Genomic DNA, 11,156 nt, shown 5'->3' with positions numbered 1-11,156 from the left:
GGTTTCATCGTATTCCCCCTTTATCTATCCATGGTTCAAAAACATTGTAGCGAGGAGAAAAGGGAGTGGCAAGATTTTTCGACAGACAAAATACGAGACATTTCGACAAAATTCAGTCCGATGATCCCTTTTCCTCCTATTCCTAATCTGGCCGGCCATTCCAGAGAAGCTGAATAAAAAAGCTAGCGTCTATTTAAACACATCAGACAAAAATAAGTTCTTACTACAAACATCGATAAACGAAAATTTATTTGGAGTGGTTAATGTTCTGAAATTAAAAAGAAAATGGCACGATCAGTATTCACATTGATCTCCTTTCTGTATTGTATAAACTGTATTGTATAAACTGTATTTTACAATCCCGTAGTGAATCAGGGAAAATATACTCGAATAGCTACCTTAGATAAGATGCAGATTCACCATACAAAAAAGCGAAGGAGTGTTTATATAAATAGGAGGGCTGGATTGGATCGCTCTTTTGACCATTTACTTCATGGATAACATAAAACCAAAAAACCTGACTTATTCAATCTCGTACTGAATCGTACAGAATTCGTGCAAAATTTTTTCAAAAACTATGGGATTCTTTTGGATTCTCAAAAAATAAAAAACGACCGCAAACGCAGTCGTATCAAGGGTTTAACGATTTTTTATCCGAACCATTCGGATGTTGGAAATGGAGACGGTGGGAGTCGAACCCACGTCCAAAGATATCGCCACTTAAGCGTCTACGAGCGTAGTCGGTATATTTTGCTTTCGCCGCATCTTCCGCCTACCGACAGGCCTCCAAGCAGCTAGTCTGATTTGTCTCTTCCCGCGTCCTCAGACGGTGGACTTGGGCGTATCCCACTCACGATGAACCCCTGACCCGACCACATGGGCGATGGCGGGAGGAGTTAGCCGCAATTATTAAGCAGCTAAAGCGTAATTTTCTTTGCCAGTTATATTTAGGTGACGTTTTTACGAGGACGATCCCCTCGGCTCGCAGCTTAAGCTCGATCTATCCCTGTCGAATCCGTAACGTCCCCTCGTTCGATAAAGAGACATCGGAAAAAGCTTAAGCCATGAAATGAACTGGCATCGACATTATTTATTATACCATAAACGCTTCTGATTTCAATTGTCAACTTCTTCATTTACATTTTTTGGCGTTCACGGAAAGCTCGTTCGATTTCCCGTTTCGCTTCTTTTTGTTTCAGATCCTCACGCTTGTCATACTTTTTCTTCCCTTTCCCAACGCCGAGCAATAGCTTGGCAAAGCCGTTTTTAATATACAATTTTAAAGGTACAAGCGTATAGCCTTGCTCTTTTGTGTAGCCAATCAGCTTATTGATTTCCCGACGGTGAAGAAGGAGCTTTCTTGTGCGCAACGGATCGTGATTGTAACGGTTCCCTTGCTCGTAAGGGCTAATATGCATGTTATGAATGAACACTTCGCCTTTCTCCACTTTCGCGAATGAATCTTTTAAATTGACTTTCCCCGCGCGAATGGACTTAATTTCTGTTCCTTGCAAGACAAGACCCGCTTCATATGTCTCTTCAATAAAATAGTCATGATGGGCTTTTTTATTTTGAGCAATCAGCTTTCCTTCACCTTTTGGCATTGCGCTCGTCCTCCCCCTTATACAGACAAATGTTATTGTATCAAAAAAGCGAAAGAAGGAAAAGCCTCTTTGCCCAAGAGGCTTCGCCTTAGCGCTTTTTCTTCTTCTTTTTCTTCTTTTTTGCTTTAGCGCTTGGAAGATCTTCATAAAATTTCTTTTTTGTTTTTTTCTCTGGACGTCCGCCTTCTTTTGTTCGTTTTTTTCCTTTAATCACGACCGGCGCTGCTTTTGGTTCCTTGCGACGGCGCCCTTTCATACCGACAATTTCAAAATCGACGATGCGCTCTTCTTTATTGACGTTGATCACGCGCACCGTAATTTCATCGCCAATGCGGTACATTTTCCCCGTTCGTTCTCCGATCATTGCATAGTGGTGTTCGTCATAGCGATAATAGTCATTTGTTAAATAGCTGACGTGCACCAATCCTTCGATCGTGTTTGGCAGTTCCACGAACAAGCCAAAGTTCGTGACAGAGCTGATGATGCCATCGAACTCCATGCCAATTTTGTCTTCCATAAACTCGGTTTTCTTTAAGTCATCTGTTTCGCGTTCGGCTTCAACCGCACGCCGCTCCATGTTGGAAGCATGCTCGGCGATGTCCGGCAGTTGTTCCGCCCATTTCTGCTGGGTTTGATTATCTATCTTGCCATTAATTAAATACGTGCGAATTAGGCGATGGACGATTAAATCGGGATAACGGCGGATCGGCGATGTGAAATGTGTATAAAATTCAGTAGACAAGCCGTAGTGGCCTAAGCTTTCCGCATCGTAGCGGGCTTGCTTCATCGAGCGAAGCATCACCGTCGATACGACCATCTCTTCCGGTTCGCCGCGCACCGCTTCTAAAATTTCCTGCAATGCCCGCGGATGAATTTGATTGCCGGTCCCTTTGACAACATAGCCAAAGTTGGTAATAAACTCAAGGAAGCGTTGCAGCTTTTCTGGTTTTGGGTCCTCATGGACGCGATAGATGAAAGGGACATTCATCCAATGAAAATGTTCCGCAACGGTTTCGTTAGCCGCAAGCATAAATTCCTCGATCAGCCGCTCCGCTACCGAGCGTTCGCGTAAAATCACATCATATGGCTTACCGTTTTCGTCCACTAAGACTTTGGCTTCTTTGAAATCAAAATCAATGGCTCCGCGGTTCATTCGTTTTGTACGTAAAATATCGGCAAGCTCGGCCATTAACTCGAACATCGGCACGAGCGGCTCATATTTTTTACGCAGCTCTTCGTCTCTGTCGACCAAGATTTTATTCACATCCGAATACGTCATGCGTTCCGCCGTGCGAATCACACTTTGGAAAATCTCGTGGCTGACGATGTCGCCGCGCTCATTAATTTCCATTTCACATGACAAGGTGAGACGGTCGACTTTCGGATTAAGGGAACAAATGCCGTTTGATAGACGGTGCGGAATCATGGGAATGACTCGATCCACCAGATAAACGCTTGTGCCGCGTTCATTTGCTTCTCGGTCAATCGGCGAGCCTTCCGTTACATAATGGCTGACATCGGCGATATGTACGCCTAATTTGTAATGGCCATTTTCTAGCTTTGTCACCGTGACGGCATCATCTAAGTCCTTTGCATCCGCGCCATCAATCGTTACAATCAACTGATCGCGCAAATCGCGGCGGTCTTGCAAATCTTCAGCGGAAATCGTGTCTGGAATGCTGTTGGCATGCGCGATGACTTCTTCAGGAAATTGCATGGGCAAGCCATGCTTATAAATAATCGATAAAATATCGACACCCGGATCGTTTTTATGGCCGAGAATTTGAATGATCTCACCCTCAGCGCTAATTCTTCCTTCCGGATAAGTGGTGAGACGGACGACGACTTTATGCCCTTCAACCGCCCCGTTTGCCGCATGCTTCGGAATAAAAATGTCATTGACAATCTTTTTATCATCGGGAATGACAAATCCAAAATTTTTGCTTTCCGTATAAGTTCCCACAATTTCCGTGACGCCGCGTTCAATAATGCGGACGATCGTTCCTTCCTTGCGCGCGCCTGAGGCATGAGGATTGATGCGGACAAGCACGGTATCGCCATGCATGGCATTTTTCAATTCAGAAGGCGGAATAAAAATATCATCAAGCAGCGGATCTTCGGGCACGACAAACGCAAAGCCTTTCGAATGCCCCGTCACCTTTCCGCGGACTAAATTCATTTTTTCCGGCACACCGTAGCGGTTGCTTCTTGTTCTGATTACCAGCCCGTCTTCCTCTAAGGAGACAAGCGCTTTGACAAATTCCTTAAATTCCGCTGCATCCTCAATTCCAAACGCTTCTTCCAATTCTTGAACGGTGAGCGGTTTATACGCTTCATCGCGCATAAACGCAAGCAGCCGCTCCGTTAATGGTTCCATCATGTTTCCTCCTTTCGAGGATTACCAATCCAATGATTCTAAAAATGCATAAATGTCTTCATGAAGCTGTTCTTTCTCTTTATCAAGCGTAATCACATGACCGGATTCCTCATACCATTTGATTTGTTTGATTGGAGATTCAACGCCGTTATAAATAATATTTGCACTATCGGTATTAATCATGTCATCATGACGCGCTTGGACCACAAATGTCGGCGCATAAATTAAATCGATATGATTTCGTACCTCAGCGATTAACGCCTGAAGTGCCTTTAATGTTTTCATCGGCGTTTTGCGAAACTCTTCCATTTCTTTTTCGATTTGCTCTGGTGCTTTTCCTTCCCGTTTTTTATATTCCCGCGCGTAGTCCAGCACTCCTTGATACATCGTTTCTTCGCTCTTAATATACATAGGTGCGCACATTGGAACGATGCCCACTACAGGTACAGTGTAACCTAATTTAAGGGAAAATACCCCGCCAAGCGACAAACCGACGACTGCAATTTTTTGATAGCCTTTTTCCCGCAAAAATTCGTACGCATTCATCACATCCTGCCACCAATCATCCGGACCGGTATGCACAAGCTCTTCTGGCGGAACCCCGTGCCCTTTATAAATGGGCGCATGGCATGTATATCCTTTGGATTCAAGAAAACGTCCTAGCATCCGGACATCTGATGAGTTTCCCGTAAATCCATGAAGTAATAGTACAGCGCGTTCTCCTGCTTCAAATGTGAATGGTTTTGGTGAAACAATCTTCATTTTCTGCATCTCCTTTCACGATTCCAAACAGAAAAGGCAGCCCTTTACCATGGACCGCCCCCTTTTTCAAGTTTACAGTTGAAAATACGTTACGGCAATTGCTAAAACAAAAAACAAAACCGCTAAAACGACCGTCATGCGGTGCAATACTGCGTCAAGACCGCGAGCCTTCTGCTTTCCGAATAGCTGCTCGGCCCCGCCCGTAATCGCTCCGGACAGTCCAGCGCTTCTTCCCGATTGCAGCAGCACAACAACAATCATCGCAATCGATACAATCACCAATAACGTGACAAGCAGAGTATGCATGTCTACTCCTCCTTCTCAAAAACGCACACTGCAATAATTTTAATGTATCATAAATCGGCTGATGATACAACCGCACGCGTTTCGATTCTAATCTATTCAACGCCCAAAAGGCCTAACCGCACCGCAGCGGTTAGGCCTTTTATCTTGATCAGTAATTATTTTTTCAAGTTATAGAATGATTTCATGCCTTGGTAAACAGCGGTTTCGCCAAGCTGATCTTCGATGCGAAGCAATTGATTATATTTCGCCACGCGGTCTGTGCGCGAAGGAGCGCCTGTCTTGATTTGACCAGCGTTTGTTGCCACAGCGATATCCGCAATAGTGCTGTCTTCCGTTTCACCGGAACGGTGAGAGATCACCGCTGTGTAGCCTGCGCGTTTCGCCATTTCAATCGCATCAAATGTTTCTGTTAGCGTACCGATTTGGTTCACTTTGATCAAAATCGCGTTGCCAACGCCTTGTTCAATACCTTGAGCTAATTTTTTCGTGTTGGTAACGAATAAGTCGTCGCCGACAAGCTGTACTTTTTTGCCAAGGCGTTCAGTTAATAGTTTATGGCCCGCCCAATCGTTTTCATCCAAGCCGTCTTCAATGGAGATGATTGGATATTTCGATACAAGCTCTTCATACCAAGCCACCATTTCTTCAGATGTTTTGATCACGCCTTCGCCTTCAAGATGATATTTTCCATCTTGTTTATTGTACAGCTCTGAAGAAGCGACATCCATCGCCAGCATCACTTCTTGGCCCGGTTGGTAGCCCGCTTTTTCAATCGCTTCAATAATGGTTTGTAGCGCTTCTTCGTTCGATTTTAAGTTTGGCGCGAATCCGCCCTCATCACCAACGGCTGTATTGTAACCTTTCGCTTTTAATACGGCTTTTAGGCTATGGAAAATCTCTGCCCCCATGCGAAGCGCTTCACGGAAGTTTGGCGCGCCGACAGGCATAATCATAAACTCTTGAATATCGACGTTATTATCCGCATGCGCACCGCCGTTTAAAATGTTCATCATCGGCACAGGCAATGTTTTCGCATTAAATCCGCCGAGATATTGATATAAAGGCACTTCTAAATAATCAGCAGCGGCGCGCGCGACTGCCATCGATACACCTAGGATCGCGTTGGCCCCTAATTTTCCTTTATTTTCTGTACCGTCAAGTTCCATTAACGTTTGGTCAATCCCTACTTGATCGGTTACATCAAAGCCGATAATCGCCGGAGCAATGATTTCATTTACATTTTCTACTGCTTTTAATACACCTTTGCCAAGATAACGGTTTTTGTCGCCGTCGCGCAACTCCACCGCTTCATATTCTCCTGTGGATGCGCCGCTTGGCACTAATGCGCGGCCGAAAGCACCGGATTCTGTATATACTTCTACTTCAATTGTTGGATTTCCGCGCGAGTCTAATACTTCGCGAGCATATACATCAATAATCACTGACATGACAAATCTCTCCTTTTTTCTTATTTTACGATCAAAGTTTTTCCTGTCATTTCTTTTGGTTGTTCTAATCCAAGCAAATCTAGCATCGTTGGCGCTAAATCTCCCAAAATTCCGCCGTCACGAAGCACGATTCCTTTTTTTGTGACAATGACGGGAACTGGATTCGTCGTATGAGCCGTTTGCGGACTTCCATCTGGATTTAAGACCTCATCCGCATTTCCATGATCGGCTGTAATAATCGCCACACCGCCTTTGGCGATGATCGCATCAACGACTTTTCCTAAGCACTCGTCAACAGCCTCGACTGCCCGAATCGTCGGTTCGAGCTTTCCGGAATGGCCGACCATATCCGGATTCGCATAGTTTAAAATGATGGCATCATATTGATCTGCGGCAATTTCTTTTAACAGCGCTTCAGTCACTTCATAGGCGCTCATTTCCGGTTTTAAATCATATGTCGCCACTTTCGGCGAATTGATTAAAATCCGGTCTTCTCCAGGGAATTTTTCCTCGCGTCCGCCGCTCATAAAAAAGGTCACATGCGGATATTTTTCCGTTTCAGCGATGCGCAGCTGTTTTAAACCGTTCTGCGCTATCACTTCTCCAATCGTATTATCGAGATTGGTTGGTTTAAATGCTACGTATCCTTTTACGGTTTCACTGAAATGAGTTAAGCAAACGAAAAATACGTTTTTCGGATGCTTTGGTCCGCGATCGAACGAGCGGAAATCATCATTTGTGAACGTATTAGAAATTTGAATCGCCCGGTCGGGACGGAAATTATAGAAAATCACGGCGTCGTTGTCTTGGATTGTCGCCACAGGTGTTCCATCCTCACGCACCATCACAGACGGCAACACGAACTCGTCGTAAATGCCATGGGCATACGAATCGTCAATACATTCTAATGGATCGCGGTAAGCCGGGCCCTCGCCATAAACCATGGCGCGGTATGCTTTTTCAACGCGCTCCCAGCGCTTGTCACGGTCCATCGAATAGTAGCGGCCAGACAATGTCGCAATTTCACCGACTCCCATCTGGGCCATTTGTTCATTTAATTCATGAATGTACTTTTTCGCCGTTTGTGGCCCAACATCTCGGCCATCTAAGAAGCCGTGGATATATACATTTTTCACGCCTTCTTTCGCCGCTAATTTTAATAATGCGTATAAATGGTTGATATGGCTGTGCACACCGCCATCAGACAGAAGACCGAAAAGGTGCAAATTCGTGCCTTTTTCTTTTACATGATTCATTGCGGCTAAAAATGTTTCGTTACGGTCAAATTCTCCTTCACGAATCGCAATATTGACGCGCGTTAAGCTTTGATACACAATCCGGCCAGCGCCAATATTTAAATGGCCGACTTCCGAGTTTCCCATTTGCCCTTCAGGAAGACCGACCGCTTCTCCGCACGCCGTGAGCGTAGCATGAGGATATTCGTTCCAATAGCGGTCAAAATTCGGCTTTTTCGCCTGTGCGACCGCGTTGCCATACGTTTCTTCGCGAAGAGCGAATCCGTCTAAAATAATTAATGCCACAGGTTGTTTACTCATGATGTCCTGCCTCCACTAGCTGCAGAAATGATTGCGGGTCTAAGCTGGCGCCGCCAACTAACGCTCCATCAATGTGCTCTTGCTTTAAAAACTGGCTGATATTATCCGGTTTCACACTGCCGCCATATTGAATGCGAACCGTTTCTGCCACCTCTTGGGAAAATTTTTGCGCAATAGTCGAGCGGATATGGCCGCATACTTCATTGGCGTCTTCTGCTGTTGAAGACTTGCCGGTGCCGATCGCCCAAATTGGTTCATAAGCGATCACCACTCGCTTTGCTTGCTTCTCCGTTAGTCCTTCGAGCGCTTTTTCCACTTGCGCAGCAACGATATCATTCGTTTTCCCGCTCTCTCGTTCTTCTAATGTTTCACCGCAGCACACAATCGGAATGAGGTCATACTGAAATGCAGCAAGAACTTTTTTATTCACTGTTTCATCGGTTTCCGCAAACATTTCACGGCGCTCGGAATGCCCAATAATGACATATTCGACTCCGAGATCTTGCAGCGCCAACGGGCTAATTTCTCCTGTAAACGCTCCTTTTGCTTCAAAGTGCATATTTTGTGCACCAATTTTTAGATTCGTGCCTTTAGCCGCTGCCACAAGACGTTCTAAAAATAGTGCCGGAGCGCAAACAACGGAGTCGACCCGTTCAGAAGAAGGGACGAGCTTTTTGACTTCCTCCGCAAAGCTTACAGCTTCTGCAAGAGTTTTATGCATTTTCCAGTTTCCTGCAATAATCGGCTTACGCATGGCTTTACCTCCTTCTGATTACTTATCATTTAACGCAACCACACCAGGGAGCTGCTTCCCTTCCATAAATTCCAGCGACGCGCCGCCGCCAGTTGAGATATGATCCATTTCTTCAGCCAATCCAAATTTTTCAACAGCTGCCGCGGAATCGCCGCCACCGATAACCGTATATGTACCCTTCGCATCAGCTAGCGCCTGTGCTACTGCTTTCGTTCCTTCGGCAAATGCGTCCATCTCAAATACTCCCATTGGTCCATTCCAAATGACAAGCTTAGATTGCAAAATCACATCGCGATACAGCTCGCGCGTTTTTGGACCGATGTCCAATGCTTCCCAATCGCTTGGAATATTATCAATGCTTACAACTTTTTTGTTTGCGACATTCGAAAAGTCATCGGCTACGACGGCATCAACCGGCATATAAAATTTTACGCCTTTTTCTTTCGCCTTTTCCATAAATGACTTCGCCAGCTCGATTTTATCTTCTTCGAGCAGCGATTTGCCGATTTCATGACCTAACGCTTTCACAAACGTATAAGCAAGGCCGCCGCCAATGATTAAATGATCGACTTTATCAAGTAAATTTTCAATGACGCCGATTTTGTCTTTCACCTTCGCGCCGCCAATGATGGCAGTAAATGGACGCTCTGGATTGGAAAGTGCTTTGCCAAGCACTTCAATCTCTTTTTCCATTAAAAAGCCTGCCACTGCTGGCAAGTAATGCGCGATTCCTTCTGTGGACGCATGAGCTCTGTGCGCAGCGCCAAAAGCATCATTGACATAGACGTCAGCCAATTCTGCAAAGGCTTGAGCTAGCTCTTGGTCGTTCTTCTCTTCGCCCGGATAGAAGCGAACATTTTCAAGCAGCAGGACATCGCCTTCGTTCATAGCAGCAATGGCCGCTTTTACTTCTTCTCCATAGGCTTCATCTGTCTTCACTACTTTTTTACCAAGCAGCTCGCTTAAGCGTTCCGCCACCGCCGTTAAACGCATTTCTTCTACTACTTTTCCTTTCGGGCGGCCAAGGTGGCTCGCTAAAATCACTTTCGCCCCCTGTTCTGACAAATACTGAATGGTTGGCAATGCAGCGCGAATGCGTGTGTCATCTGTTACGCGTCCATCTTGCATTGGGACATTAAAATCAACTCGGCAAAAAACGCGCTTCCCTTTGACATCCATGTCGCGGACGGTTTTCTTGTTCATGGCAAACGGCCTCCTTCAATGGTTTCTGCATACGAAAGGGAGTGGGGGACTCCCCCCGCTCCCCTCTCCATTTCACTATTATAGACTTGAATGAGCGACTAAGACAAATAGATTTATAAACCTTTTGAGGCAATATATTCAGCTAAGTCTACCACGCGGTTTGAATAGCCTGTTTCGTTATCATACCAAGAAACCACTTTGACCATTTTTCCTTCCATGACCATTGTAGAAAGCGCATCAATCGTAGATGATGCCGGGCTGCCATTATAATCGCGAGAGACAAGCGGTTCTTCGCTGTAAGCAAGAATGCCTTTTAACTCGTTTTCTGCTGCTGCTTTAAGCGCTGCATTTACTTCTTCTACCGTTACTTCTTGTTCAAGCTCAGCTACAAGATCGACAACAGATACATTCGATACTGGCACGCGCATCGCCATACCGTTTAACTTGCCTTTTAGCTCAGGCAAAACAAGGGCCACCGCTTTGGCAGCGCCCGTGCTTGTCGGAATAATCGATTCAGCAGCAGCGCGGGCACGGCGCAAATCTTTATGAGGCAAATCAAGGATTTGCTGGTCGTTGGTATAAGCATGGACCGTTGTCATCATGCCGCGAACGATTCCGAATTTTTCATGAAGCACCTTAGCAAATGGCGCCAAGCAGTTTGTTGTACAAGAAGCATTTGAAATCACATGATGGTTAGCTGGATCGTATTTTTCTTGGTTAACACCCATCACGATGGTAATGTCTTCATTCGTTGCTGGAGCGGAGATAATGACTTTTTTCGCGCCAGCCTCTAAATGCTTCGCGGCATCTTCGCGCTTTGTAAAGCGGCCTGTTGATTCAACAACGATATCAACTCCTAGCTCGCCCCAGCCTAGTTGCGCTGGATCGCGCTCCGCTTTTACAACGATTTCTTTTCCGTTTACGACAAGGTTGTTGCCGTTCACAGAAACTTCGGCGTCTAGTGTGCCGTGAACGGAATCGTATTTTAAAAGATGAGCTAATGTTTTCGCATCTGTTAAGTCATTAACAGCTACGACCTCGATATTCGGATTTTTCAATGCCGCGCGGAATACGTTGCGGCCAATACGTCCAAAACCGTTAATACCTACTTTTACAGCCATTGGTGGTTCCTCCTTCATGATTCAA

9 protein-coding genes and 1 other RNA gene are annotated in these 11,156 nt (G+C 45.4%); all 10 read right to left on the bottom strand.

Annotated elements, in window-relative coordinates; translation table 11 throughout:
• Positions 1-674: 674 nt before the first annotated feature.
• The 10 genes from ssrA to gap all read right to left on the bottom strand — a co-directional run bounded on the left by ssrA (position 675) and on the right by gap (position 11,131).
• Positions 675-1,028, bottom strand: a transfer-messenger RNA (tmRNA) gene (gene ssrA, locus AT864_RS13630).
• Between the two features lie 108 nt (positions 1,029-1,136).
• On the bottom strand, positions 1,137-1,604 hold the full coding sequence (gene smpB / locus AT864_RS13625; protein ID WP_066149745.1) for an SsrA-binding protein SmpB: 468 nt from the start codon (positions 1,602-1,604) through the stop codon (positions 1,137-1,139).
• 88 nt (positions 1,605-1,692) lie between these two features.
• Entirely contained in the window at positions 1,693-3,984 is a 2,292-nt protein-coding gene (gene rnr, locus AT864_RS13620; protein ID WP_066149742.1) for a ribonuclease R, read from the bottom strand.
• An 18-nt stretch (positions 3,985-4,002) separates the two neighbouring features.
• Positions 4,003-4,743 (bottom strand): carboxylesterase, encoded by a 741-nt coding sequence (locus tag AT864_RS13615; RefSeq protein ID WP_044741428.1) that lies wholly within the window; start codon positions 4,741-4,743, stop codon positions 4,003-4,005.
• A gap of 72 nt (positions 4,744-4,815) precedes the next feature.
• Complete coding sequence (gene secG / locus AT864_RS13610) at positions 4,816-5,049, bottom strand: preprotein translocase subunit SecG (protein WP_044741429.1); 234 nt, start codon at positions 5,047-5,049, stop codon at positions 4,816-4,818.
• A gap of 155 nt (positions 5,050-5,204) precedes the next feature.
• The gene (gene eno, locus AT864_RS13605; RefSeq protein WP_044741431.1) at positions 5,205-6,497 is read right to left on the bottom strand and encodes a phosphopyruvate hydratase; all 1,293 of its coding nucleotides are present in this window, start codon (positions 6,495-6,497) and stop codon (positions 5,205-5,207) included.
• Between the two features lie 20 nt (positions 6,498-6,517).
• Positions 6,518-8,053 (bottom strand): 2,3-bisphosphoglycerate-independent phosphoglycerate mutase, encoded by a 1,536-nt coding sequence (gene gpmI, locus AT864_RS13600; protein ID WP_066149739.1) that lies wholly within the window; start codon positions 8,051-8,053, stop codon positions 6,518-6,520.
• Positions 8,046-8,807, bottom strand: coding sequence for a triose-phosphate isomerase (gene tpiA / locus AT864_RS13595; protein WP_066149736.1), 762 nt, complete (start codon positions 8,805-8,807; stop codon positions 8,046-8,048). The genes gpmI and tpiA overlap by 8 nt, the downstream gene beginning before the upstream one ends.
• 18 nt (positions 8,808-8,825) lie before the next feature.
• Positions 8,826-10,010 (bottom strand): phosphoglycerate kinase, encoded by a 1,185-nt coding sequence (gene pgk, locus AT864_RS13590; protein WP_066149733.1) that lies wholly within the window; start codon positions 10,008-10,010, stop codon positions 8,826-8,828.
• A gap of 113 nt (positions 10,011-10,123) precedes the next feature.
• Positions 10,124-11,131, bottom strand: a complete 1,008-nt coding sequence (gene gap, locus AT864_RS13585; RefSeq protein WP_066149730.1) for a type I glyceraldehyde-3-phosphate dehydrogenase — start codon at positions 11,129-11,131, stop codon at positions 10,124-10,126.
• Positions 11,132-11,156 lie beyond the last annotated feature (25 nt).

Origin of the sequence: Anoxybacillus sp. P3H1B (assembly GCF_001560855.1) — a bacterium.
Taxonomy (GTDB): domain Bacteria; phylum Bacillota; class Bacilli; order Bacillales; family Anoxybacillaceae; genus Anoxybacteroides; species Anoxybacteroides rupiense.
The sequence above is the reverse complement of the archived record's forward strand: the minus strand, read 5'-3'. Positions and strand labels throughout refer to the sequence as shown.